The sequence below is a fragment of the Haloarcula sebkhae genome, from assembly GCF_014647415.1.
Taxonomy (GTDB): domain Archaea; phylum Halobacteriota; class Halobacteria; order Halobacteriales; family Haloarculaceae; genus Haloarcula; species Haloarcula sebkhae.
On sequence record NZ_BMPD01000001.1, the window covers coordinates 287862 to 311372 of the forward strand.

23 protein-coding genes and 1 tRNA gene are annotated in these 23511 nt (G+C 62.1%); 16 read left to right on the plus strand and 8 right to left on the minus strand.

Annotated elements, in window-relative coordinates:
* Positions 1-98: 98 nt before the first annotated feature.
* A complete protein-coding gene (locus IEY38_RS01430; RefSeq protein WP_188974744.1) occupies positions 99-2063 on the plus strand; it encodes a 3-hydroxyacyl-CoA dehydrogenase/enoyl-CoA hydratase family protein in 1965 nt (654 codons plus the stop codon).
* 26 nt (positions 2064-2089) lie between these two features.
* On the opposite strand, the gene IEY38_RS01435 is transcribed toward IEY38_RS01430, so the two are convergent.
* Complete coding sequence (locus IEY38_RS01435; RefSeq protein WP_188974746.1) at positions 2090-3307, minus strand: acyl-CoA dehydrogenase family protein; 1218 nt, start codon at positions 3305-3307, stop codon at positions 2090-2092.
* Positions 3308-3472: 165 nt separating this feature from the next.
* Between IEY38_RS01435 and IEY38_RS01440 the strand changes: the two genes are divergently transcribed.
* A complete protein-coding gene (locus IEY38_RS01440) occupies positions 3473-4168 on the plus strand; it encodes an HAD family hydrolase (RefSeq protein ID WP_188974747.1) in 696 nt (231 codons plus the stop codon).
* 39 nt (positions 4169-4207) lie between these two features.
* Here IEY38_RS01440 and IEY38_RS01445 read toward each other — a convergent pair whose 3' ends face one another.
* Complete coding sequence (locus tag IEY38_RS01445) at positions 4208-5017, minus strand: SDR family NAD(P)-dependent oxidoreductase (RefSeq protein ID WP_058994410.1); 810 nt, start codon at positions 5015-5017, stop codon at positions 4208-4210.
* Positions 5018-5294: 277 nt separating this feature from the next.
* Here IEY38_RS01445 and IEY38_RS01450 point away from each other — a divergent pair, with 277 nt between their 5' ends.
* A complete protein-coding gene (locus tag IEY38_RS01450; protein ID WP_188974749.1) occupies positions 5295-5738 on the plus strand; it encodes a MaoC family dehydratase in 444 nt (147 codons plus the stop codon).
* Positions 5739-5768: 30 nt separating this feature from the next.
* Here IEY38_RS01450 and IEY38_RS01455 read toward each other — a convergent pair whose 3' ends face one another.
* Positions 5769-6908, minus strand: a complete 1140-nt coding sequence (locus IEY38_RS01455; RefSeq protein WP_188974751.1) for an acyl-CoA dehydrogenase family protein — start codon at positions 6906-6908, stop codon at positions 5769-5771.
* 222 nt (positions 6909-7130) lie between these two features.
* Between IEY38_RS01455 and IEY38_RS01460 the strand changes: the two genes are divergently transcribed.
* The 6 genes from IEY38_RS01460 to IEY38_RS01485 all read left to right on the plus strand — a co-directional run bounded on the left by IEY38_RS01460 (position 7131) and on the right by IEY38_RS01485 (position 13166).
* A complete protein-coding gene (locus IEY38_RS01460) occupies positions 7131-8501 on the plus strand; it encodes an ABC transporter substrate-binding protein (protein WP_188974753.1) in 1371 nt (456 codons plus the stop codon).
* 3 nt (positions 8502-8504) lie between these two features.
* A complete protein-coding gene (locus IEY38_RS01465) occupies positions 8505-9392 on the plus strand; it encodes a branched-chain amino acid ABC transporter permease (protein ID WP_188974755.1) in 888 nt (295 codons plus the stop codon).
* Entirely contained in the window at positions 9385-10506 is a 1122-nt protein-coding gene (locus tag IEY38_RS01470) for a branched-chain amino acid ABC transporter permease (RefSeq protein ID WP_188974757.1), read from the plus strand. Before IEY38_RS01465 ends, IEY38_RS01470 begins: the two co-directional genes overlap by 8 nt.
* Positions 10503-11240, plus strand: a complete 738-nt coding sequence (locus IEY38_RS01475) for an ABC transporter ATP-binding protein (RefSeq protein ID WP_188974759.1) — start codon at positions 10503-10505, stop codon at positions 11238-11240. Before IEY38_RS01470 ends, IEY38_RS01475 begins: the two co-directional genes overlap by 4 nt.
* A complete protein-coding gene (locus tag IEY38_RS01480) occupies positions 11237-11953 on the plus strand; it encodes an ABC transporter ATP-binding protein (RefSeq protein WP_188974761.1) in 717 nt (238 codons plus the stop codon). The genes IEY38_RS01475 and IEY38_RS01480 overlap by 4 nt, the downstream gene beginning before the upstream one ends.
* A gap of 877 nt (positions 11954-12830) precedes the next feature.
* Entirely contained in the window at positions 12831-13166 is a 336-nt protein-coding gene (locus IEY38_RS01485; protein WP_188974764.1) for a hypothetical protein, read from the plus strand.
* Positions 13167-13939: 773 nt separating this feature from the next.
* Here the strand turns inward: IEY38_RS01485 and IEY38_RS01490 are convergent.
* A complete protein-coding gene (locus IEY38_RS01490; protein WP_188974766.1) occupies positions 13940-14929 on the minus strand; it encodes an aldo/keto reductase in 990 nt (329 codons plus the stop codon).
* Positions 14930-15047: 118 nt separating this feature from the next.
* A complete protein-coding gene (locus IEY38_RS01495) occupies positions 15048-15197 on the minus strand; it encodes a hypothetical protein (protein ID WP_188974768.1) in 150 nt (49 codons plus the stop codon).
* A 256-nt stretch (positions 15198-15453) separates the two neighbouring features.
* Here IEY38_RS01495 and IEY38_RS01500 point away from each other — a divergent pair, with 256 nt between their 5' ends.
* From IEY38_RS01500 to IEY38_RS01515, 4 genes are all read left to right on the plus strand, one after another.
* A complete protein-coding gene (locus IEY38_RS01500; RefSeq protein ID WP_188974770.1) occupies positions 15454-16635 on the plus strand; it encodes a pyridoxal-phosphate-dependent aminotransferase family protein in 1182 nt (393 codons plus the stop codon).
* Between the two features lie 351 nt (positions 16636-16986).
* Positions 16987-17268, plus strand: a complete 282-nt coding sequence (locus tag IEY38_RS01505; protein ID WP_229775198.1) for a universal stress protein — start codon at positions 16987-16989, stop codon at positions 17266-17268.
* Between the two features lie 944 nt (positions 17269-18212).
* A complete protein-coding gene (locus IEY38_RS01510; RefSeq protein WP_188974772.1) occupies positions 18213-18821 on the plus strand; it encodes a XylR N-terminal domain-containing protein in 609 nt (202 codons plus the stop codon).
* Positions 18822-18823: 2 nt separating this feature from the next.
* Positions 18824-19015: a hypothetical protein gene (locus IEY38_RS01515; protein ID WP_170097818.1), complete on the plus strand. Its 192-nt coding sequence runs from the start codon at positions 18824-18826 to the stop codon at positions 19013-19015.
* Positions 19016-19136: 121 nt separating this feature from the next.
* Here the strand turns inward: IEY38_RS01515 and IEY38_RS01525 are convergent, their stop codons facing one another.
* Both IEY38_RS01525 and IEY38_RS01530 read right to left on the minus strand, forming a co-directional pair.
* Positions 19137-19373 carry a hypothetical protein gene (locus IEY38_RS01525; RefSeq protein WP_229775199.1) on the minus strand — a complete coding sequence of 79 codons (237 nt, stop codon included), beginning with the start codon at positions 19371-19373 and terminating at the stop codon, positions 19137-19139.
* Between the two features lie 173 nt (positions 19374-19546).
* Positions 19547-19620: transfer RNA gene (locus IEY38_RS01530), tRNA-Tyr, on the minus strand.
* 265 nt (positions 19621-19885) lie between these two features.
* Here IEY38_RS01530 and IEY38_RS01535 point away from each other — a divergent pair.
* From IEY38_RS01535 to ftsZ, 3 genes are all read left to right on the plus strand, one after another.
* Positions 19886-20512: a zinc ribbon domain-containing protein gene (locus IEY38_RS01535; RefSeq protein WP_188974774.1), complete on the plus strand. Its 627-nt coding sequence runs from the start codon at positions 19886-19888 to the stop codon at positions 20510-20512.
* A gap of 237 nt (positions 20513-20749) precedes the next feature.
* Positions 20750-20926: a ribbon-helix-helix domain-containing protein gene (locus IEY38_RS01540; RefSeq protein ID WP_004515010.1), complete on the plus strand. Its 177-nt coding sequence runs from the start codon at positions 20750-20752 to the stop codon at positions 20924-20926.
* A gap of 2 nt (positions 20927-20928) precedes the next feature.
* Positions 20929-22167 (plus strand): cell division protein FtsZ, encoded by a 1239-nt coding sequence (gene ftsZ, locus IEY38_RS01545; protein ID WP_188974776.1) that lies wholly within the window; start codon positions 20929-20931, stop codon positions 22165-22167.
* Between the two features lie 38 nt (positions 22168-22205).
* On the opposite strand, the gene IEY38_RS01550 is transcribed toward ftsZ, so the two are convergent.
* Positions 22206-23483: a type IV pilin gene (locus IEY38_RS01550; RefSeq protein WP_188974778.1), complete on the minus strand. Its 1278-nt coding sequence runs from the start codon at positions 23481-23483 to the stop codon at positions 22206-22208.
* Positions 23484-23511 lie beyond the last annotated feature (28 nt).

A 23511-nucleotide genomic window follows, 5' to 3' on the forward strand; every position in this document is an offset into this window, starting at 1 on the left:
GCCGGGGGCTTTCTGGCTGGTAATAATCGTCGACGTATTGCGACACAAAACGGATGCTAGGGGGATGATTGATATGTGTTGCAATAGACACTACGCGTATGCGAGCAGAGCAGCCAGAGATAGCGACAGTTGCAGTGCTCGGTGCGGGAACGATGGGCCACGGCATCGCCGAGGTCACGGCAATCGCCGGCTACGACGTCGTGCTGCGTGACATCGAGGCGGACATCGTCGAAGACGGCTACGACGAGATCGAGTGGTCGCTCGAAAAGCTCGCCGAGAAGGGGCGACTCGACGAGGACCCCGACGACGTGGCGGCGCGGGTCGCGACGACGACCGATCTGGAAGCGGCGGTGAGCGACGCGGATCTGGTCATCGAGGCCGGCCCGGAACAGCTCTCGGTGAAACAGGACATCTTCGAGTCCGTCGACGCCGCAGCGCCCGAAGATGCGCTGCTGGCGACGAACAGCTCCTCGCTGTCCATCACGGAGATCGCCGCAGCGACAGAGCGGCCGGACTCGGTGCTGGGCCTGCACTTCTTCAATCCGCCGGTGAAGATGGACCTCGTCGAGGTCATCTACGGCAAGGCGACGACCGACGAGACGGCCCAGCGCGGCTACGAGTTCGTCGAATCTCTCGGCAAGACGCCGATATACGTCCGCAAGGACGTGCGTGGGTTCGTCGTCAACTCCGTCCTCGGGCCGTTCATGAGCGAGCCGGCCTGGATGGTCTCGGCGGGCGAGGCGACTATCCGGCAGGCCGACGCCGCGATGGTCCACGAGCGAGGGTACCCGATGGGGCCGTTCGAACTCGGCGACCTGACCGGCATCGACATCGGCTACCATGTCCGGACGGAGGCCGGAAGGCCGGTCCCGCCTATCATGGCGGAGAAAGTCGAAAACGAAAACCTCGGCCGCAAGACCGGCAAGGGGTACTACGACTACGACGACGGCGGCGGCCCGGAGTACGTCCCGGAGGATGCCAAGGGGTTCGACCATCTCCGCGTCGAAGCGGTGATGGCGAACGAGGCCGCAAAGCTCGTCGGCGACGACGTAGCGACGGCAGAGGCCATCGACACGGGGATGCGACTCGGGGCGGGCTTCCCTGAGGGGACCTGCCGCCGGGCCGACGACATCGGCCTCGACAACATCCTCGAAAAACTCCGGAAGCTCCGCGACGAGCACGGCGACGACCGCTACGAGCCGGCGGAGTACCTTGTTGATCTCGTGGCAGCCGGCCACACCGGGACGGAAGCGGGCCAGGGCTTCCACGAGTACGACAACGGCGACGGCCCGGGTGACTACCACACGATCAACTGGGAACTCGATGACGATGGCCTGCTAGAAGTGGAACTCGACCGCCCATCGCGAATGAACGCTATCAGCGAAACCCTCGCGGACGAGGTCGTCGATCTGCTTTCGTCGGTCGACGAGGACGACGTCCGGGCCGTCGTGTTCGAAGGGGCCGGCGAGCGCGCCTTTTCCGCCGGAGCCGACATCTCCGGCTTCGCGGACCGCGACCCCGCACAGACGTCGGAGCCGACGAAAGTGTTCACGACGGTCGCCGAGTACCCCCGACCGACGCTGGCGCGCATCGACGGCTACTGTCTCGGCGCGGGGCTGGAACTCGCCCTTGCCTGTGACCTCCGGCTGGCGACGACCAATTCGGAGTTTGGCTTCCCCGAAATCACGCTCGGGCTGCTCCCCGGCGGCGGTGGAACACAGCGCGCGATCCGAATGTTGACCGACGCCCGGGCGAAGGAACTCGTGTTCCGCGGCGAGCACATCTCCGCCGAGCGGGCGGCCGACTGGGGACTCATCAACCGGGCCGTCGACGCCGACGAGTTCGATGACGTGGTCGAAGAGTTCGTTTCGGACCTCGTATCCGGGCCGCCGATTGCCCTGCGGAAGGCCAAGCGTGTGATGAACGAAGGAGCCGACGAGAGCCTCGACGCCGGCCTCGAAATGGAGAGCCAGGCCTTTGCGCTCCTACTGACGACTGACGACGTAGCGGAAGGGACAGCGGCCTTTGCGGCCGACCGTGAGCCAGAGTTCGAAGGGAAGTAGCAACCGTCGCCGCTGACTGCCCCGTCCTACTCGCGGTAGCGACGCACCGGCTCCAGTTCCTCGCTGTCCACGTCCTTGAAGGCCTCCCGAGCGATAGTCCGCAGGTGGACCTCATCAGCCCCGTCAACGATTCGGAACGTCCTGACCAGTTCGTAGAAGTCCGCAAGCGGGAGGTCCCGGCCGATGCCGTTGCCGCCACAGAACTGGACCGCAGTGTCGATGGCGTCCTGCGTCGCCCGAGCGGCGAACACTTTGCTCATCGACACCTCGACGCGGGCTTCCTTGCCGGCGGCGATGGCGTCCGCGGCGGCCCGGACCAGCGCCCGCGCGGCCTGAATCTGTGTCTCCTGTTCGGCGATTTCGAAGCGGACGTGCTGTTTGTCGGCCACGGAGTCGCCGAAGGCCTGCCGTTCGGTGGTGTAGGCCTTGGCGATGGACAGCGCCCGCTCGGCCATCCCCGAGAAACGCATGCAGTGGGTAAGCCGCGCCGGGCCGAGCCGTTGCTGGACGTGCTGGAAGCCGTTGCCTTCCTCGCCCAGCAGGTGTTCTTCGGGGACGCGAACGCCGTTGAACTCGATTTCGGCGTGGCCCTTCGGGTCACCCTGGCTGCCCATATGCGGGACGTTCCGAACGATGTCCACACCGTCGGCGTCGGCCGGGACGATGAACACTGAACACCCCTCATACGGGTGGACGTCCTCGTCCGTCCGGGCAAAGACGAGCAGGATGTCGGCGTCGACGCCACCGGTTGTCCACCACTTGTGGCCGTCGATGACCCACTCGTCACCCTCCTTCTGTGCCGTGGTGCGTATCATCTTCGGGTCGGAGCCCGCGCCCTGCATCGGCTCCGTCATCGCGAAGCCAGACTGTATCTCGCCTTCGACGAGCGGGTCGAGGTACTCCGATTTCTGGAGTTCGGTACCCTGCATCTCCAGCAGGTGCATGTTCCCCTCGTCGGGCGCGTCGACGCGCATCGCAATCGGGCCAAGGAGGCTTCGGCCCGCTTCTTCGAACGTCGGCAACACGTCACGGAAATCGTAGCCCATCCCGCCGTGTTCTTCGGGGATTTGCGGGGCGTACACGTCGTACTCCCGTGCGGCAGCGCGAAGGTCGCGAACTGTTGCGTCGGAGATAGCCGTCCCGCCCGCGAGTTCTCGCTCCCGCGGGATGACGACCTCGACCATCAACGCTCGGGCACGCTCGGCAAGCGTAGTCGCGGCCTCGGAATCGGTGAACGATATCATGGCACATTCTCGTTCTCGCACGTCGACATCATAAGTGTTGGAGCACAGCGAACGCGTGGTTGGTCGTTTATTTTCCAGCGTAGCGTCCCGCACACCCATCGCGACGCACCCACGGAACCGGGCGTCGGCGGTAGTTTCATACCCAGGCCAGTCCAAGCCGCTGCCGTGAGCGAGAGTCCAGATGTCGAGGCCGTCTTCTGGGACATCGGGGGTGTGATCCTCCGGATGGCGTCCGTCCGGGCGGCCCACCGCGAGTTTGTCGACCGCCTGTGTGCGGAGTACCCGGCCGCTGCGGATTCCGACGCGGCCCTCGAACGATGGCGGAACGTCCTCGGAACGTACTTCGGCGAGCGCGAGGGGACAGCGTTCCGGCCCGCCCACGAGGGCTATCGGCGGGCAGTCGATGAAATTCTGACAGTCAGTCCCGAGGAAACCGAGTGGGAATCACTGTTCCGGAAAATCCGTACCGAACAGGTCGAGCCCAACTCCGACGCCATCACGGCGATCGAGGCGCTGGCAGACGCGCCGCTCCATCAGGGCGTCATCAGCGATGTGGACGACGACGAAGGCAAGGAACTGTTGCGGACTTTCGAGGTCTGGGACGCGATGGATTCGTACACCACTTCAGAGGCCGTCGGTCGAACCAAGCCGGACCCGGCGATGTTCGAAACGGCGCTCGGGAAGGCCGGGGTCGAACCGGCACAGTCTGTGATGATCGGTGACCGCTACGAGCACGATATGGACGGCGGAACGCGGGCCGGGCTGTGGACGGTCGCCTACGGGGCCGAGGACGGACCCGCCGTGGATGTGGCTCTTGACGATCTCCGAAAGTTACCGGACTGGCTCGGCGTTTCGAAGTGAGGCCGCGGCTCCGACCGGCGTGACTGGAACTCCCAGCGCTCAGATGTCAGGCGTCTCTTCAAGCCGTGGGACGCCGGCGGCGGTGATGGTCTGACCGACGATGTACGACGAGGCCGGACTGGCGAGGAACAGCGCGATGTCGGCGATCTCCTCCGAGAGACCGATGCGGCGCTCGACGGCCTCGCGGTCGATGTTGTCGGCGCTGACGCCCATCTGTGACTCGACGCCCGGCGTGGCGACGAAGCCCGGCGCGATGCAGTTGATGCGGATGTCGCGGTCAGCCCACTCCGCCGACAGCGTCGACGTGAGATTGCTGACGCCGGCCTTTGCGGCCCCGTAGTGGCTCATGTACGGCGCGCCCTGTTCCCCGGCGACGCTGGAGAGATTGATGACCGTCCCGCCGCCGTCAGCGGCCAGCGCGTCCCCGGCCGCCTGCGTACAGTGGTAGGTCCCGTGGAGGTTGATGTCGACGATGGTTTTCCAGCCGTTCTCGCTGATATCGTCGAACCCGGACATGAAGCTCGCCCCGGCGTTGTTCACGAGCACGTCCAGCCCGCCGAACTCGTCGACGGTCGCTTCCACTAGCGCCTCGACGGCCTCGCGGTCTGTCACGTCGCATTCGATAGCGACCGCCTCACCGGGCCGGTCGCTGTCGTTGATTTCGTCGGCCACCGGTCCGACGTTGTCCTGCTCGCGCGAACAGACAACCACGTCGGCCCCGTCGGCCGCGAACTCCTCAGCGATTGCCCGGCCGATGCCGCTCGATGCGCCCGTTATAATCGCCCGCTGACCTTCCAGGCGAAACCGCTCCGTGTGTGACTTTGACATCGCATCGGACATCTCGGGCATCCGCAATAAAGCTACGTCCTGAGTGTTCTCTTCCGGATTCCGTTGAATATAGTTGAACAGCTAGAACAGCCTGTGAGCGCTGTGTCTCCCTGAGGTGGCGTGGCGAGTAACCGGCGATCCCCGGTAGCATTAACACCGGTGCGGGACACGGTGACGATGTGTATGTCTAGCAATAGTAGCGGCCCACAGTCCCGGGACCGGCGGGTGCGAACGCGGCAGTGCCGACTCGACCAGCAACCGAAGCGTCGTGCCACGGCCGCTTGTGAGGGCCGGTAAGATGGCCGGCGAGTTCGATGCAGTCGAAGTCGGCGACGACTTCACTACGTCGGGGCGAACCATCACCGAGGCCGACGTGGTCAACTTCGCGGGTGTCAGCGGGGATTTCAATCACCTCCACACGAACGCCGAGCGGATGGCCGACTCGGGGTATGGCAAACGAATCGCCCACGGTGCGCTGGTGTTTTCAGTCGTCACTGGCCTGCTGTGGCAGGCCCGCGACGAGGCCGAAAAGCGCCACATGGTCGCGTTCTACGGCATCGACCGGCTTCGGTTCATCAAGCCGGTGTTCCTAGGCGATACGATTCACGTCGAGGCCGAGATTGTCGACACCGAACGGCGGGACCATCCGGTTGCGACGGGCGTCGTCCGAACCGAAGTCACCGCGCTGAATCAGGCCGACGAAGCTGTCTTTTCGGCCGAGTTCCTGACGCTCCGGCGGTAGGCTGCGCGATCTCTCAGCTTTAGTGCAGTCTCACAGCACGCGGTCGGCGATGATGTTCTTCTGGATCTCGCTGGTCCCTTCGTAGATCTTGGTGATGCGGGCGTCGCGGTAGTACCGCTCGACGTTGTGGTCGGTGACGTAGCCCGCGCCGCCGTGGACCTGAATCGCCTCGTCGGCCACGTCGACGGCGTGCTCGCTGGCGAACAACTTCGCCATGCTGGCCAACTTCGTCGCCACATCGAGGTTGCCAGAATCGATGGCGCTGGCGGCGCGATACGTAAGCGACCGCGCAGCCTCGACGTTGGTGGCCATCTCCGCGATCTTGTGTTCGATGGCCTGGAACTCGCTGATCGGCTGGCCGAACTGCTCGCGCTCGTTCGCATACTGGATCGAGTCGTCGAGAGCGGCTTGCGCGGTGCCGACGGCCTGTGCGGCCACGTTCGCCCGCCCGCTCGCGAAGAAGTCCATCAACTGGTAGAAGCCAGCCCCCGCCTCCCCGACGAGGTTCTCCTCGGGTACGCGAACGTCGTCGATGATGATTTCGGCCAAGTCCGACGCGCGGATACCGAGTTTGTTATCGATTTTTTCCGCCTGCAGGCCGTCGGTGTCCGTCGGCACGAGGAACGCGCTGATGCCCTCGTGGCCGGCGTCGGGGTCGGTTTTTGCCATCACGACCATCACATCGGCGACGGTGCCGTTCGTGATCCACATCTTGTTGCCATTGAGTACCCAGCCGTCGCTGTCGCGTTCGGCGTACGTCTCGATACCGGCCACGTTCGAGCCGTGGGCGGGTTCGCTGATGGCGCTAGCACACGCCGACTCGCCGCTGGTGATCTTCGGCAGCCACTTCTCTTTCATCCACTCGTCGCCGTACTTCTGAATCATGCTCGACCCGAAGCCACGGGAGCCGATTGCGCTCCCGATACCCGGGTCGGCACGCCACAGTTCTTCGGTGACGACGACGCCAGTGAGGCTGTCCATCCCCGCACCGCCGTACTTCTCGGGGACTTCCGGCGCGATGAGGTCGTACTGTGCCGCCTGCTCCATCAGTTCCTCCGGGTAGCGCTTCTCCCTGTCGCATTCCGTTCCGAGCGGCTCTATCTCGTTCTCGCCGAATTCACGCACTGCTTCTCGGACTGCCGTCTGCTCGGCCGTCAAGCTAAACGCCATATTCGATGTGTGATGGCCACCCAAATATAGATTTGGTCGACTGTGTCTTCTGCGTGCCGGGGCAGACGGCCACGGAGCGCCCACTGTCGACATGGGCTCTGATAGCCAGACCATTGTGACCGTCCCGCTGTACCTGTGAGGGAGGTTGGAACAGACTGCGGACTCCCCCGCATCTTTAATGTGGATGGTTTGGAACGTGGTACCACCCAACGAGGGTAGACCATGGCAGACCCAACGAGCACACCCAGCGACAGGAGCACAGCATATACCAACGGTATCGGTCGGCGGTCATTCATCAGAGCGGCCGGAGCGAGCGCAGCGCTCGGACTGTTCGCCGGCTGCAGCGGTGACGGCGGCGGTGGTGGGGAGAACCCTGATGGAGGTGGTGGCATCTCCGAGACGGTCACCATCGGCCACCTCGCACCGCTGAACAACCCACTCGGCATCGGCTCGAAGCGGTCGGCGGAGATGGCGGTCGCGGAAATCAACGACGACGGTGGTATCGCCGACCAGACCGTCGAACTCGTTACGAAGGACACGCGGGCGTCGCCGTCCGAGGCGCGCACCGTCGCAGGTGAGTTGGTCCGACAGGAGGAAGTCGACGCCATCGTCGGCACGTTCTCCAGCGAGGTGACCCAGTCCATCATGGACCTGGTGTCAGAATTCAACACGCCGTTTCTGGTCACCGGCTCCGCCGCGCCGAGCACCGTCACGGAGTTCGTCGCGTCCGACTACGAGCGCTACAAGAACACGTTCCGGGTCGGGCCGGTGAACTCCCACTTCCAGGCGGAGGTCATCAGCCAGTACGCCAGCCACCTCTCGGACCGCCACGGATGGAACACGTTCGCCGTCGTCGCCGACGACGCCGAGTGGACGACGGTGTTCCGGAACCGGCTGGTCGACCTGCTGAGGGAGGCGGACTTGGACGTACCGATGGTGAACGGGCTGGCAACTGATACCACCTCATTCGGGTCGGTGCTAGACGACGTGGACGAGGTGGGCGCGGACGCGATGTTCCGCTTCTTCGCGCACATCAACGGCGGGCCGATGGCGGCCCGCTGGGCGGAGGGTGAGTACGAATTTGGCATCGAAGGAGTCCACGTCGCGTCGATGCTGCCGGCGTACTACCAGCTCACCGAAGGCGCGGCGGCCTACGAGACGACGACCCAGTCCGGCGCGGCGGGTGTCACCGACATCACGTCGAAGACGGTCCCGTTCACGGAGTCGTACATGGAGGAGTACGGGGACGCCGATGACCCGCCGAGCAAGCCGATGTACATGGGCTTTGTGACCTACGATGCGATACACGTCTTCAAAAACGCCGCCGAGCGCGCCGGTACCGTCGATCAGGAGAACAACCTTGATACAATTGTCGACGCGCTGCTCCAGACCGACTTCACCGGAGCGGCCGGGCAAGTCCAGTTCTACGGGGCCGACGAGACGTACGCCCACGACCTCCGAGAGAAGCGGGACAGTGACGGCCTCATCACGAACTACCCGCTTACCCAGTGGCGCGAGGGCGGGTCTCTGGAGTGCGTCTACCCGGAAGGCTTGCGGACCGCCGAACACGCCGCGCCACCGTGGATGGGGTGAACGATGCTGGGAGACATTGCCAGCGTCATCGTCGACGGCGCGCTCATCAGCGCCGTCTACGCACTGATCGCTATCGGCTTCACCATGGTGTTTGGCGTCGGCGGCGTGTTGAACCTCGCCCACGGCGCGCTGATAATGGCCGGCGCGTACACCTACCTGAGTCTCGTCTCGGACAGTATCCTCGCGAGCGTGACGCTGCATCCGATAGTCGCGTTCCCGCTCACAGTCGTTATCGTCGGGCTCATTTCCTACGGTCTCTACGTCGTGCTGGTCCGGACCATCGAGGAGAACGTCGTCATCACGTTCCTCGCGACCATCGTGGTCGCCATCGCCTTCACCGAACTCGTCACGCTCGTGTTTCACGCCCAGCCCTACCAGTACAGCGTGGTACCGGGCGTGCTGCAGGTCCAGGCGCTCGGGACCCGCATCCTTTACGTGGAACTCGCGGCCTTCGTCGCCTCCTGGGGTGCGATGGGGCTGCTCTGGTACTACGTCACCAAGACCGACAGCGGCCGGTCGATACGCGCCACCTCGATGAGCGAGCGCGGGGCCATGCTCACCGGCGTCGACGTGCCGGGCGTGCGTGCCCGCACGTGGCTCGTCGCGGGCGGCCTGGCTGGCATCGCCGGCGTGTTCCTGGGCGGTATCGGGGCGGCCGAACCGACGATGTGGCTGGAACCGCTCGCGCTCGCCTTTATCATCGTCGTCGTGGGCGGCATCGGCTCCATCAAGGGGTCGGTCGCCGCCGCCTACATCGTCGGCTACCTGCAGACGGCGACCGGACAGTTCCTCGGACAGAGCGTCCGCGGTATCATGTCGCTGGTGGTCCTCGTGGTCGTCCTGCTGGTGCTGCCACAGGGCCTGTACGGCACGGAGTTCGTCCATGAGTGACCGAGAACAGACCGGCCGGGGTATCGGCCGGCTCACTGGCCGCGCCGAATCGGTCTTGAGAGACACCCTCCTCGCGCAGGGGGCCGGCGTCGTCGGGGCGGTCGGCCGGCCAGCGGAACGGCTGCTCTGGCCGGTCGCGGAGCGGTACAACCGCAGACTCGGCGAGCGTTTCGGCGAGGTCACTGGCCTGCAGTTGTTGCTGCTCGTAGTGGCCTTCGGCGGCCTCGTCACCGCGCCGCTGTGGGGCCAGGACTACCTCAGACCGCTCACGCTTGGCGCGGTCTGGGCCGTCTTTGCGATGGGCTGGGACATCCAGAGCGGCTACACCGGCTACATCAGCTTCGGCCACTCGGCGCTGTCTGGGGCGGCCGGATACACCACCGGCTTGCTGGTGCTCCATCTGAACCCGGAGCTATCGCTGTTTGTCACAGTCCCGCTGTCGATACTCGTGACGACGGCGCTGGGGCTGGCCATCGCCGTCCCCTCGCTCCGGCTCCGTGGCCCGTATTTCTCGCTCGTCACCTTCGTCACCGTCCTGCTGTTCTACCGGTTGACGAAGGCCCTGAGCGAGTGGACAAACGGCCTTCGAGGCATCCGCGTCGACGTGTTCACCTACGACCTGACGCTGCAGTACTACATGGTTGTGGTGCCGATGCTCGCCGTTGCGGCCACGCTGACCTACGTCGGGCGTTCCGATATTGGTACAGTGCTGATCGCCATCCGAGAAAACGAGGACGCCGTCTCCGCGGCCGGGCTGGACCCGACGAAGTTCAAGCTCTGGTCGTTCGTATTGAGTGCGGTCCCGATGGGCATCGGCGGCGTCCTGCTCGCCCACGTCAATGCGGGCGTGGACCCCCAGACGTTCGTCATCGTAGACAACAGCATCCAGATGATAGCGATGGCGGTCATCGGCGGCATGAGCTCGATTCTGGGGCCGCTCGGCGGCGCGTTCCTGTTCGTTGGACTCCGGGACGTGTTCCTCGTCGGCCTCGGCGAGGAACTGCGCTGGCTCGCCCTCTGGCTGCTCGTTCTTCTCGTGTTGGTGTTCGCCCGGGACGGACTGTTCCGTCTCCTCTGGCGTGCGCTCGGCGCGCTGGGAGGTGACCGACGGTGACGCTGCTGTCGGTTGAGGACTTGACCAAGCAGTTCGGCGGCCTCGTCGCCGTCGACGACCTCTCCTTTGGCGTCGAGAGCGGCGAGATACTCGGCCTCATCGGCCCCAACGGCTCCGGCAAGACGACCGTGTTCAACTGCATCATGAGCATCTACCAGGTGACCGGCGGGACGGTGCGCTTCGACGGGACTGACATCACGGACGACAAGACCCACGAAATCGTGAACCGCGGCCTGTCACGCGTCTCTCAGGAGTCCAACCCTATCGGGTCGATGACCGTCCGAGAGAACATCGAGCTATTCACGTTCCCCAACAGCATTCGCTCGTTCGACGGCGGCGCGAGCGACAAGGCAATCGCCAGTTACGCTGCACAGGTCGACATCGAGGACGCCCTCAACGACGACCCCGGCTCCCTGCCCCACGCCGACGTTCGCCGCCTCGAAATCGCGAAGGCGCTGGCGACAGAGCCGGACCTCCTCCTGCTGGACGAGCCCTTCGCCGGCCTGAACCAGACGGAGGTCCGGCGGCTCTCCGAGCAGTTCGAGTCGTTCCGCGAGCAGGGCATCACGATGGTCGTCGTCGACCACAACATGCGCGGGCTGATGGACCTCGTCGACCGGGTCGTCGTGTTGCACAACGGCCAGAAACTGGCGTCGGGTGACCCGGCCGACATCGTCGGTGACGAGCGGGTTCAGGACGCCTACCTCGCCGGGGAGGTGAGCGCGGTCCAATGAGCGACCCGCTGCTCGAAGTCGAAGACCTCGACGTGTACTACGGCAAGTCTCAGGCGCTGGACGGCGTTTCGCTGACCGTCGAGCGCGGGGAGATCGGCGGCATCGTCGGCCCCAACGGCGCGGGGAAGACGACGCTGTTGGACGCCGTTGCCGGCTTCCTCGACTACGGCGGGACGATTCGGTTCAACGGGCGAGACGTGGCCGACCTCAACCCCCAGCAGCTGGTCAACGACGGCCTCATCTACTGCACCGAAGACCGCGACCTGTTCCCGTTCTTCTCGGTACACGAGAACCTGCTCATGGGCGCGCAGTTCCGCGAGGACCGCGACGCCGTCCGAGCGGACCTGACGATGGTGTACGACCTGTTCCCGCGGCTCGACGACCGCCGGGACCAGGAGGCCCAGACCATGAGTGGCGGCGAACAGCAGATGCTCGCCGTCGGCCGGGCGCTGATGGGCGACCCGGAACTGCTCGTCCTCGACGAACCGACGCTCGGGCTGGCTCCCGTCATCATCGACGACATCAGCGACGCCATCGAGACGCTGAACGACCAGGGCCAGACGCTCCTGCTCGTCGAGCAGAACGCCACGTTCGCGCTGCGCCACGCCCACCGGCTCTCACTGCTGGAATCCGGCCGGGTCGAGCTCAGTGGCTCCGCTGCGGAGTTCCAGAACAACGACTACATCACAGAGGCGTACGTCGGCATCCACTGAGCGAGCGTCGGCGAACCGAACTCTCGGACGTGTGCTAACACTACGTCCGTCGCCGGCTGGCACTCGCGCAGTCGCACTTCGCTGTCGATAGTTCGTATTCTCGAACAGATGCCGAATACAGTGAAAGTAACGGGTGGCCATCCATCGGACTACAGCGCCCCGTGAAATGGGCTCATACGTGGCTGTACGCACTTGCCGCTGTCCCCTACCATGTCGGTCCATTGCCGGCAAACGTAGAGCGCACCGGGATCAAACACAATCGATGTGTTGCTTGTTCCGTATGCTGAAACTGGCAGTGTTCCACGGCACTGTGGCTCGCCGATAGCCCCGTCCAGCGGAAGAGACAGGAGACTATTCAGTTCAAGCGAATAATAACCGTACTTTTGTTATCCGGCGGGACAAGAGAGAGCAGACTGCCCGAGCGTGTGTCGCCTGTGGGAGCGGATACACCGGCACAGCGGCAGAGTACCAGTCGACGTGGACGAGTTAGCTGCCACCGGGTCGGGCTTACGCTACGGCGCAGGCGCTTTTGATATCGTTCGACCTATCCGAACGATCACAACAGGGGCAGTGCGTCTTTGATGATGTGAGATTACCGAGACCATGGTAACAGTCCTGGCGAAGAATATATGTTCAAATATGCGAAATTTATCCAATTATTCCGACATACTGATATTGGATGGAAAATTTGACTACTAAATAGATGAGTACACAATCATATTAGGCCAAATACCCTCTTATCACATGATTATAGCTATACTTGTTGGACAGGTAATAACAGACATACAACTCACTTTTGCAGTGAAACAGCCGGCAGATGCGTCTGTTGTAACAAATATGGAAACGTATTTCTACAAGTGTGCATATATTTGCCCCTATGGGAGACGAAGAAGACATCGAAGCCGAGACCGTGTCAGTATCGATGGAGATATCGGGTAATTACGACGAAGTCATGTCGAAACTGGCGACAGAAGACGAGGGGTCGACGTCGCTCGTCTCGCTACTCGACGACCTCGAACAGTTGCTTGATACGGTAGTCCGGATGGACGGTGGGACACGCAGTGCAATTGCCCAGCAACTGCCCGAGGATATGACCGTCGCCTTCGACGCCCAGGCGGTCGTCGATACGCTTCAGGTGCTCGAACGCTACGACCTCGTTGTCCTCGAAGGCAACACCTGGAAGCCCGGCCCGAAACTCACCACCGAAGAGTAAGAACCACTGCGACGGGTCCACCGAGGGCCAACCTGTCTCACGCCGGGACGGCGTAGTGATTCACCACAGTCCGGCCGGTAGCGGGTGGCTAGTTCGCCACAGACGGTCAGTAATAGCCAAAGCCAGAGCTGTAACACCTGCCGGAGCATCAGTTGCGGCGTTCAATGGCGATGTATTCCCGGCTGGCGTGAACGAAGTGCAGTAGCGTCCTCCTGACGCTCAGCCTGTCGGCTGACACCATATAAAGAGCTGTATAACAAACATCGGATAACGCGGAAGACCGTATGCGAGCACGCTTCGTGCTCGTACTCTCCCGACGCCCACCGTTCCATGCTCCCCTGTACGGGACGGTTCCACGCCGGGTTTTGCCCACCCGGCGTTGGTCCTTGGTACATCGGTCCGACAGTCCCAGTCCAATGTCGGATACGGGATCTGAAACTCGACATCGATGGGCGCGACGCTGGTGTCCGGCAACACTGAATGGCACTTCCATCACGACGGTGTTACGGATGAACTGGACTGGCAGCGAGATCTTCACGACCTCGCGGCACGCTCAGTAGCATGTCAGACTCAGTATCATATTCTGACACGACTATGTCCGAAAACTGTCTGTATTCGTATGTATGCCGTCGTCAGAATAGTCAAATTTAGTATAATAATCAACCCACGAAAGCGACCTTCGCAATAGAATTTTGACCTGAATTTTGCTGCTTCAATCGTGTTCTACCGTCGTGAAAACACATATGTAGTCAGATATATCGGCGGAGCGGTGACTACCAGCGGTGGTGGACGTCATCGAAGACGTACGCCTCGTAGATGTCACGCACCGCGCCGTGGACCTGATTCGAGAGGGGGGCCATCTCGCTGACTGCAGCGTTCGCTTGGACGTGCTCTGGATTGGTCGAGCCGGGGATGACAGTCGACACTGCGTCGTGGTCCAGGATCCAGCGCAGCGCCATCTGGGCCATCGTCATCCGCTCGGGGACGTGCTCGCGGAGTTCGTCGACGGCATCGAAGCCTTCGTCGACCGGGAGGCCGGCGAAGGTCTCGCCGCGATCGAACGCCTCGCCCTCGATGTTGAAGTTCCGGTGGTCGTTCTCGGGGAACTCCATGTCCCGGGAGAGCTTCCCGGTCAGAAGCCCAGAGGCCAAGGGTACCCGGACGATGACGCCGATGTCGCGACGCTTGGCCTCCTCGAAGAACCGCTCCGCGGGTCGCTGGCGGAACATGTTGAAGATTATCTGGACAGTCTCGACTTGCGGGTACTCGATAGCTTTCAGCGCTTCCTCGACGCGTTCGACGCTGACGCCGCAGTGATCGACTTTTCCCTCGTCTTTCAGCCGCGAGAGGGCGTCGAACGTCTCGGGCTGGTAGTAGGCGTCCGTCGGCGGGCAGTGTAGTTGCAGGAGTTCCAGCGAGTCGACCCCGAGGTACTCCCGCGAGCGGTCGACGTGGTCGGCAAGGTTGTCGTAGTTGTAGCGCTCGGCCGTGTGGGGGTCGAGCCGGCGGCCAGCCTTCGTCGCGACGGTCACCTCGTCGCGGACCCCGCGTTCGTCGAGCACTTCCGCGATGCGCTGTTCGCTGAAACCGTCGCCGTACACGTCGGCGGTGTCGATGAAGTCGACGCCGGCATCGAGCGCGGTCCGGACCGTTTCCCGACCCTCCTCCGCCGAGACGTCGCCCCAGTCACCACCGATGTTCCAGGTGCCAAGTCCGACATCCGTCACGTCATACCCTGTCGTCCCTAACTGTTGTCGGTTCACGGACGACCGTACCGTCGGCGGTCACTTGGTGGCTGTGGTACGCGGCACCAGTCTAAAAAAGGGCAGTGTAGCCCGATAGCAGGCAGTCCGGTGGACGTGCCAGCGTGGACGCCGGGGGCTACGTGAGCCACTTCGTCCGGCGGATGTCGTACGCACCGCAGTCCGGACACGAGTGGTACTGAACGTCGAACGACGCCTGGCACACCACACAGGTGTATCGGCGTCTCGGTTCCTCCCCAGGGGACGCAGCGTTATCGAACAATCCCATCGACGACCACACACCACCTTTGCAGTACGAGAGTAAAAACAGGGTAGATTGTTCACACCCTTCACAACAGTGGCGTCCGGCGATTGTGATTATGGGGGAGGGTAGTGGCAGCCAATGACTGGCGACACAAAAGTGAGATTTACTGTCTCTTGCAGTGAGGGAATTACGCTCTCAGCAGAGGCGTGGGACCGACCCCGCCCTGAACAGAGCGTCGTGACCGCGGATTTTAATGCCCAGTCACCGGGTAACAGACGATATGGACGAGGCACCCGCTGTCGGAGAGCTGTCACCACCGGACCGGACGCTGATGGGCCCCGGCCCGAGCGACGTACACCCGCGCGTACTCAAGGCGATGAGTACGCCGCTGGTCGGCCACCTCGATCCCTCGTTCATCGAGATTATGGACGAGGTCCAGGACCTCCTCCGATACACGTTCCGGACGGACAACAAGTGGACGATTCCGGTCTCCGGGACCGGGTCCGCGGCGATGGAGGCGGCCATCGGCAACGTCGTCGAACCGGGCGATACGATGCTTGTCCCGACGAACGGCTACTTCGGCGACCGGATGGCGAGCATGGCCGAGCGCGCGGGTGGCGAGGTCGTCACCGTCGACGCCCCCTGGGGCCAGCCGCTCGACCCGGCGGCGGTCGAAGCGGCATTCGACGAACACAGCCCGGACGTCTTCGGGTTCGTCCACGCCGAGACCAGCACCGGCGTCCTCCAGCCGTCGGTGCCCGAACTCACTGACATCGCCCACGCAAACGACGCGCTGGTCATCGCCGACAGCGTGACCTCGCTGGGCGGCGTCGAACTCCGCGTCGACGAGTGGGGTATCGACGTGGCCTACTCCGGCCCGCAGAAGTGCCTCTCCTGTCCGCCGGGCGCGAGCCCGCTCACGCTCAACGACGACGCGATGGACAAAGTCCTCTCCCGCGAGTCCGAGGCCCGCTCGTGGTATCTAGACATCTCGCTGCTGGAAGGGTACTGGGGCGACGAGCGCGCCTACCACCACACGGCCCCGATCACGAACGTGTATGCACTCCGTGAGGCGCTTCGCCTCGTTGCCGAGGAAGGCATCGAAGAACGCTGGGACCGCCACCTGCGCGTCGCTGGCGCGCTGAAAGCCGGCGTCGAGGGCATGGGGCTGGAGATGAACGCCCCCGACGACTTCTGGCTCCCGAGCCTGAACACCGTCCGTGTGCCCGACGGCGTCGACGACGGCGCAGTCATCCAGCACCTGCTGGACGAGTACGACCTCGAAATCGCCAGCGGACTGGGCGCGCTAGAAGGCGATATCTGGCGCATCGGCTGCATGGGCCATTCGGCCCGCCGGCAGAACGTCAGCTACCTGCTCGCGGCGCTGGGCAACGCACTCGGTGAGCAGGGCGCGGTCGTCGACGTGGACGCCGGGCTGGCAGCGATGAGCGAGCGGTTCTGACGCCAAGCCGACACCGGCAGTTCGATTCGAGATTCTGCCGGGTTCATCTTCGACAGCTCTCGCGATCCCATCGCTTGTTACTTTGTTTCAAGCGCCGTGGCATCTACTGCTTCGAGCGCGTCCCAGCGGTACGATCCATGCCGTCCGGTCGGTCGACGTGGTCTGCCACACCGGTTTTCTTACCCCGTGAGAATTTGTGACATGGTTTAATTCAATTGAGGTAACATTTCTGTGTGATGTACAGTGTACTCATACCCGTCGACAGGGACGAGGCGCGCGTCCAATCAATCGACATACGTTTCACAGCTCCCGGATGCCACTGAAACCGTCGAGGCGACAGTGCTCTGCGTGATGCCGCCCGACGAATTCGCCGATGCCGACGAGGTGGCGTTCGGTGACATAGACGCCGCCGTTCAGGCAGCCGATCAACTGAAAGAAGCCGGCGTCTCCGTAACTCGAATGGTTGATGACGGCGGCGTTGCGCAACAGATCGTCCGTACCGCGACTGAACTGGACAGTGATGAGATCGTTGTCGGCGGACGCAAGCGGTCGGGGATCGCGAACGTCCTCCTCGGGAGCACCACGCAGGACATCATGCTCGCTGCCGAACGCCTGGTTACGCTCACCGGCTGACCGCCTCCAGTGGGCCGGATGGGGCAGGGTCGAAAGGCAAGTCTGTCCTCCACGACGTGGGGTATTCTCCTGCCTATACCTCTTGCTAGTGTTAAACTGGGAAGTAACGCGCAAGTTAAAGTAGATACTGACGGACGCATTTAGTATCGTAATATGAATGCAGATGACTATATGAAAAATAATGAGTCGCGTCTGGCATCCGCAGAGGTTGATCAGACAACGCCAACTCCCCCGTTAACAGGCACGGGCAAACTCGTTTGCACGGATTCTCGATTGGTCTTTGACACGGCCAAGTCAATCACAGATATTCGAGTGGACAGTATTTCCGAGATCGATTACTCCCCACCGCCATACCTCAATAGAGCGACAGTTGCTGGGCTATTGGGAATCGTTTTCTCAGGGATTCTCTGGCTTCTATTGTCAGTTATATTGCCAAGCGGTCAGGCCATCGCTCTTATCATCTTCATGTTGGGAGCCATCTCAATATTCGCTGGACTCCTAATGGCGAAGGCAACACTCGTCATTAAAACCAATTCCTCAAAGTATCGCTTTCGTGGGAATGAGACAGAACTCTCAAAGCTACCTCACGCGATTCGAGGTGCAGACCGGAGCTAAAACACCGACTCAATAATTTGCCTGAGTTCGCTTTTATGTACGTTCGGCTCTGTTGAAGTCCTCATCGGGTTATAACTCATGACCCGGCCGTGGTCAATACAGGGGGTGTAGCTACCAAAACGATCGAATATTGTCTATCACATATCATATAAACCCCTGATAAAGCTTCTTATGGAGTCAAAAACATGGAATGCTCCAACTCCCAATCTGCTTAGGTCCGTTGCCGCGGCTCTCGCATTGCTGTTATAGAGGTGTGACTACGGCTCTATTACAATATCTGATACTGAGAGCCATACAAATTTGTACAATTGCCAGTTACTCAGGCGTAGATGCAGGCATCAGACTTCGACTTAGAGAGCGACCTAACCTACGGGTCGCAGCAGGGCGTGAACGTGTTCAAGAACAACCGGATGGTATCATTCAACGCCGATGCTATCGGGCTCCTCCGGCAACAGCTCATCGACTCGATGGGGATTGAGGAAGCCCGAGAGCAACTCCTCCGATTCGGCTTTCAGTCAGGGTACGCCGATTTCCTGCAGATGCAGGCGAGCTATGACTGGGAGACTCCCGGAGATCTATTGGAGGTTGGTCCTGCACTCCACACCCAGGAAGGAATCGTCGCTGTCGAGCCACTCGAAATGGAATACGACCGCGAGGCTGGCGACTTTTATTTCAGGGGCCTCTGGCACAACTCGTACGAAGCACAGCAGCATCTCATACATAACGGAGAGAGCAACCACCCGGTCTGCTGGAGTCTCATGGGGTATGGCTCGGCGTGGTGTAGCGGGTTCATGGGGACGCCAGTTCTAGAGATGGAGTCACGCTGTGTTGGTATGGGCGACGACGTCTGCGAGTGGGTTATCAAACCGCTTGACGAGTGGGGTGAGGAAGCCGACCCGTACATTGAGGCACTTGAAGACTTCTACGAGGAGGTATAAATATGGGAGAAAAACTCATGGAATACTATAGCCTTGTTGAGGAAGAAGAAGGCTTCTCCGGCAAGATCGAGCTGGCCAAGGAAACGAATCTTCCGGGAACGAAGGCATCAACAGCACCGGATTCACAGGAGAACCTCCAGATGTTCCGAGAGGCGATTGAGGACATCCTTGGTGAGGAACCACCTCAGTTGTAGCCGATAGACAGTCATAATCTCTACTGCAAGTATTTCGGGCCCACAGCCTCGTACACCTCTTGCTCGGCGTCAGTCAGCGGCGACAGGTCCGGCTCGAAGTTGAAGGGTGACGACTGCGGACTCACCACCACTCACTCCCGAAACACTCCGGATTTTCACAGAGCTTGTAGTGCGGATACGCTGCAACCGGAACGTCCGTGAAGTCGGCGTCAGACCGATAGTCTGATTCGACACACGCAGGTTTCGGTTCGTCCGCATCGGGGTCCGGTCGGTGAAGGGTGTCCGCGTACTGGGACCGATTTCGCACGGCCGTCTCCGGCACGTCGAGGCCGTCTGCATCGGGGTGGGAACGGCTCACGCCGACCACTCCTCTCAGCTATGAAATTCGCGAGAAGGCGGCGACCCCCAACTGGGATCAAGCTCCACCTTGGATTTTCCCGTCACTCGGGGGAAGTGAATCCAGCAATAGAGGCATTCTACACCACGTAAACGTGGCGTACGCTATCAGCCATAGTTCGGCTGAAAACCAAGTCCGCCCTCCCCGATTTGAACGGGGGACAAGTCGATCTACAGTCGACTGCTCTACCAGTCTGAGCTAAGGGCGGTCGACACCCGAAAATACCCTGCCGTCCGGACTTAAGGGTTGTTATTCGTGGAGGGTTCGCCGAACGGTCACACGACGCGGAGTGACACACCGACCGGCGTCTGACACGTCTGACCCGTTCTCCGCTGCTCTGATAGCGGATCGAAACGGTCTATCAACGGTGTCCGACCGAACAGAGATGTATCGCGTCATGCCGGTAGCTGACGGGCGTCAGACAGCGCGGGAAGATTAAAATACCAGCCTGTATAATACCTTCATCGAGCCCGATGAGTAAAATAACGTTCCGTGCTGACGATGACCTCATCGACCAACTCGAGGCGTTCGACGCCTCGAAGAGCGAGGTCATGCGCGAAGCGCTCCGGGAGTACCTCGGAGACGCGTCACCGTCAGCGTCGGAACCATCGTCGTCGGCGTCAGAGTCAGTGACCGACGCCGAGACAATCGACGAACTCATCGAAGAACGCGTCGACAGCATCATCGCCGACCGACTGCAGACGCAACGCCCACCTTCGCAGCCGCAGGATGTCAACGTAAACATCTCGTTAGACGGCGTAAGCGCAGGGGCAGCGGGCGCCGAAACCGAACGACGGCGCACCGCTGACCGAGGTGCAAGTACCGAGAGCGGGCGGTCCCACGACGAAAGTCAAACGTCTGATACGAGCGGGCGTAAGACAGAGCCGGAAACCCGGGACAGAACCGAGGTGGAAGAACGTAAGACGTGCGCTCAATGTGGTGAAAACCTGGGTTCTGACCACGTTTACTGCCCGAACTGCGGTGAGAAGGCATCCCGCCGGGTGTTCTGTGATTGCGGTGATGAGCTCCGATCGGACTGGGGATTCTGCCCGGGTTGTGGCAGACGAACGCCCGCAGCGGATGTACTTGATCAGACCTGAACTATCGTTTGCAGGCGTTACACGCCCTCAAACGCCGTAAACGGGAAAGTGTATGACACTGCCCGTAAGTTTTAATACATCAGGGTCAGTGGTTTATTCTGCGTAAGACGGTCGTCTTACACAGCGGCGAACGCGAGGGGATGCCGCCCTCGTACTGCGGTTTCGCTGTGTAAACACTCGTGCGGGGCGTAAACGGATCCCGTCCGGGCCGTCTTACCCAAGGGGAAACTACCAAACATGGAGCGTGTGACACTACGGATTCCGAAGCAGCAGATTGAAGAGGTCGAACAGATGGTCGAGACGGGCGAGTACCCCAATCGGAGCGAAGCGATTCGCTCGGCGGTTCGGGAAATGCTCGCCGAGGAAGGCTCCGAACAGGCCTCCGAAAAGAAGCGGTCCTGGGCCAAGGTGTAACGATGCAGGATATCGTTAACGAGGCCCTCGAACGCGACGAGCAAGAACAGAAGAAGATGTCCAACGAGGACGTCGACGGGTTCGGCGACCCGCGCATCGTCATCGTCGGCTGTGGTGGCGCCGGCAACAACACGGTTAACCGCCTGTACAACATCGGCGTCGAGGGCGCCGACACCGTGGCCATCAACACGGACAAACAGCACCTCAAGATGATCGAAGCCGACACGAAGATTCTGGTCGGCAAGTCCCTCACCAACGGCCTCGGGGCCGGCGGTGACCCGTCGATGGGCGAGCGCGCCACGGAGATGGCACAGGGAACGATCAAGGAAGTGCTGGGCGACGCTGACCTCGTGTTCGTCACCGCCGGCATGGGTGGCGGAACCGGGACCGGGGCCGCCCCCGTCGTCTCGAAGATCGCCAAGGAGCAGGGCGCAATCGTCGTCGGCATGGTGTCGACGCCGTTCAACGTCGAGCGGGCCCGCACGGTCAAGGCCGAGGAAGGGCTGGAGAAGCTCCGCAACGAGGCGGACTCCATCATCGTGCTGGACAACAACCGCCTGCTCGATTACGTCCCGAACCTCCCGATCGGCAAGGCGTTCTCCGTGATGGACCAGATCATCGCTGAGACTGTCAAAGGCATCTCGGAGACCATCACTCAGCCGAGCCTCATCAACCTCGACTACGCCGACATGACATCTATCATGAATCAGGGCGGCGTCGCGGTGATGCTGGTCGGCGAGACTCAGGACAAGAACAAGACCGAAGAGGTCGTCAAGGACGCGATGAACCACCCGCTGCTCGACGTGGACTACCGCGGCGCGAGCGGTGGCCTAGTCCACATCACTGGCGGTCCGGACCTCACGCTGAAGGAGGCCGAGGGCATCGCACAGAACATCACCGAGCGGCTCGAGGCCGACGCTAACGTCATCTGGGGCGCACGGATTCAGGAAGAGTACAAGGGCAAGGTGCGGGTCATGGCCATCATGACCGGCGTCCAGTCCGCGCAGGTGCTCGGCCCGACAACCCAGAAGCAGGCCAACAAGTCTCGCGAGGCGATTCAGGAAGTCGGCGACGACACGTCCTTCGACGCGTCCGACAACGTCGAAAGCTTCGACAGTCCCGCCCCGAACAGCGGGAGTCAGAACAGCGGCGGTCGCACCACCGGCTACAGCGAGACTGACGGTGGACAGGACCAGCGCGAAAAGAACAACGGACTCGACGTTATCCGGACGAACAAGTAACGTCGTTTCGTTTTCTGTTTTCGCTGTCAAACTCGATGTCAGACGGCACCAGTTTCAACGTCACCGTCGACCTGTGAGCCGCTGTCGTCGGTCAGGAACTTCCGTTCCCAGGCCCCGGCCGACTGGTCGATGTTATCGACGTATCGCAGCTTCCCGCTACTGTCACCGATGTAGACGAGTTCGTCAGCGCCGTCGTCGTCAACGTCCGCTGCGGCGACAGCGGACTGTTTCGCACTCGGTGCAGTGCCGCTGACGACATCGCTGCTTTCGATTTTGGTGTCGCTACTGGCGTCGACCATATGGATGTCGTTGCCGCCATCGACGACCGCGACACTGGTCTGGCCGTCGCTGTCGAAATCACCCAGCGTACCGGCCCCCATACCAGTGCTTGCACCGAGTGTCGGGCCGATCGGTGTCGGCGTTCCGCCCGGCGAGTCGTAGTACTGGAGCTGGGCGCTCGCGTCGGCGAAAATGAACTCGTCGTTGCTGTCTGCATCGATGTCACCGATACCGAGTATCGCCGTGCCGCCATCACCGGGGTCGGCGATACGCGTGGTCGACCCACCGGTAGTGGCACAGTAGACATCGTCGTCATCGCCGGCAAAAAAGACGCCCGTACAGCCATCCCAGGTTCCGCTGGCGAGGCGGGTCTTGTCCGTGTCGATGCCAGCACCGGTGGGAATGCTTGTAGTGACAGTTTCGACGCTGCCGTCGGTCGCAACGAGCTTGATCGCGCCGCCGCTCGTGGCGTACGGAATCTCGATAGTGCCGTCGCTGTCGATGTCCGTTGCCGGACCAAGCGCTGTCGGCTCGTTCGGCGTCGCAAGCGTCGTCATGTCTCCCGTGGTCCCGGCTATCTGTCTGACACCGCCGGGAGCCCCAGTAAACACCGTGCCGACCGGGAGGGTGTCCGCGGTAGTCGTCGGACTAAATGTCGAGAGCACGTACGACGACGGCGCGCCGTCGTGCTCGGCCCAGATGACACGGACGGAGTCCGATTGGGCTTGCACGACTACCGACTTCCCAGCCGTGAACGCTATGCCAGCGAGTGCGTCGGGGTCAGCCACGCCGCGCAGCGTGACCCGGTCGCCATCGATGGTGTCGCCGGATTCGTGGACGAGGCGATACTCGCCCGGCGTGTCTGTCTGCTCTAGCGCGAGTGTGGCCTGTGGCGCGGGGTCCTGCGGCTCGGTAAGGCCGAAGACGAACCCGGCCGAGACAGCGGCCAGCAGAAGGACAATACCCACCAATAGCACCGTTCCGACGACCGGCGAGACGGCGCGCTCCGGCAGCGAGTGAGACACGACCCGACACATCCTGCTTTCCCTAGTAAACTCGGTAAAA

Excerpts from the sequence above, each read along its gene's own strand:
- IEY38_RS01430 (WP_188974744.1), top strand. The coding sequence starts at position 99 with ATGCGAGCAGAGCAGCCAGAGATAGCGACAGTTGCAGTGCTCGGTGCG.
- IEY38_RS01435 (WP_188974746.1), bottom strand. The coding sequence starts at position 3,307 with ATGATATCGTTCACCGATTCCGAGGCCGCGACTACGCTTGCCGAGCGT.
- IEY38_RS01445 (WP_058994410.1), bottom strand. The coding sequence starts at position 5,017 with ATGCCCGAGATGTCCGATGCGATGTCAAAGTCACACACGGAGCGGTTT.
- IEY38_RS01450 (WP_188974749.1), top strand. The coding sequence starts at position 5,295 with ATGGCCGGCGAGTTCGATGCAGTCGAAGTCGGCGACGACTTCACTACG.
- IEY38_RS01455 (WP_188974751.1), bottom strand. The coding sequence starts at position 6,908 with ATGGCGTTTAGCTTGACGGCCGAGCAGACGGCAGTCCGAGAAGCAGTG.
- IEY38_RS01460 (WP_188974753.1), top strand. The coding sequence starts at position 7,131 with ATGGCAGACCCAACGAGCACACCCAGCGACAGGAGCACAGCATATACC.
- IEY38_RS01465 (WP_188974755.1), top strand. The coding sequence starts at position 8,505 with ATGCTGGGAGACATTGCCAGCGTCATCGTCGACGGCGCGCTCATCAGC.
- IEY38_RS01470 (WP_188974757.1), top strand. The coding sequence starts at position 9,385 with ATGAGTGACCGAGAACAGACCGGCCGGGGTATCGGCCGGCTCACTGGC.
- IEY38_RS01480 (WP_188974761.1), top strand. The coding sequence starts at position 11,237 with ATGAGCGACCCGCTGCTCGAAGTCGAAGACCTCGACGTGTACTACGGC.
- IEY38_RS01485 (WP_188974764.1), top strand. The coding sequence starts at position 12,831 with ATGGGAGACGAAGAAGACATCGAAGCCGAGACCGTGTCAGTATCGATG.
- IEY38_RS01495 (WP_188974768.1), bottom strand. The coding sequence starts at position 15,197 with ATGGGATTGTTCGATAACGCTGCGTCCCCTGGGGAGGAACCGAGACGC.
- IEY38_RS01500 (WP_188974770.1), top strand. The coding sequence starts at position 15,454 with ATGGACGAGGCACCCGCTGTCGGAGAGCTGTCACCACCGGACCGGACG.
- IEY38_RS01505 (WP_229775198.1), top strand. The coding sequence starts at position 16,987 with ATGCCGCCCGACGAATTCGCCGATGCCGACGAGGTGGCGTTCGGTGAC.
- IEY38_RS01510 (WP_188974772.1), top strand. The coding sequence starts at position 18,213 with ATGCAGGCATCAGACTTCGACTTAGAGAGCGACCTAACCTACGGGTCG.
- IEY38_RS01515 (WP_170097818.1), top strand. The coding sequence starts at position 18,824 with ATGGGAGAAAAACTCATGGAATACTATAGCCTTGTTGAGGAAGAAGAA.
- IEY38_RS01535 (WP_188974774.1), top strand. The coding sequence starts at position 19,886 with ATGAGTAAAATAACGTTCCGTGCTGACGATGACCTCATCGACCAACTC.
- IEY38_RS01540 (WP_004515010.1), top strand. The coding sequence starts at position 20,750 with ATGGAGCGTGTGACACTACGGATTCCGAAGCAGCAGATTGAAGAGGTC.
- ftsZ (WP_188974776.1), top strand. The coding sequence starts at position 20,929 with ATGCAGGATATCGTTAACGAGGCCCTCGAACGCGACGAGCAAGAACAG.
- IEY38_RS01550 (WP_188974778.1), bottom strand. The coding sequence starts at position 23,483 with ATGTGTCGGGTCGTGTCTCACTCGCTGCCGGAGCGCGCCGTCTCGCCG.